Here is a 375-nt window from a genome sequence, read left to right on the forward strand (position 1 = left end):
CTGCGACTGCACGAGGGCGGGCGGATCACGGCGTTGGGGGCGGGTGGTCAGTTCCGGGCGGCCGGGGTCCTGGCCAAGCAGCACCGGCTGCGCCGGCACGGTGAGCGGTTGCACGCCAAAGCCGACCACTACCAACGCCTCATCGGCGTCGACTCCCGGCATCAACTCGTCGGTAAGCATGCGGTCTTGCGTGACGAGATCCGCCACGTCTCCGACCGCCGCTCCAACCTCAACAACGCGCTCGCGTGGGCTGCCGCCCGCTGGGTCGTGGATCAGGCGATCGCCTCCCGGGCGACCGTCGTCTACGTCGAAGATCTGCGGTCGTTGGAAGCCAAGGGCATGGGCGCCACCCTGAACACGCGCCTGTCGCAGCAG

General features: G+C 69.3%; 2 protein-coding genes. One reads left to right on the top strand and one right to left on the bottom strand.

Annotated elements, in window-relative coordinates; genetic code table 11:
* Positions 1-180, bottom strand: a 180-nt coding sequence (locus FXF52_RS42770) for a hypothetical protein (RefSeq protein WP_222870976.1), incomplete at its 3' end; no start/stop codon positions are given.
* 6 nt (positions 181-186) lie between these two features.
* Here FXF52_RS42770 and FXF52_RS42775 point away from each other — a divergent pair.
* Positions 187-375, top strand: a 189-nt coding sequence (locus FXF52_RS42775; protein WP_222870977.1) for a hypothetical protein, incomplete at its 3' end; no start/stop codon positions are given.

Origin of the sequence: Micromonospora sp. MP36 (genome assembly GCF_008119785.1) — a bacterium.
In the GTDB taxonomy this organism is placed as follows: Bacteria; Actinomycetota; Actinomycetes; order Mycobacteriales; family Micromonosporaceae; genus Micromonospora.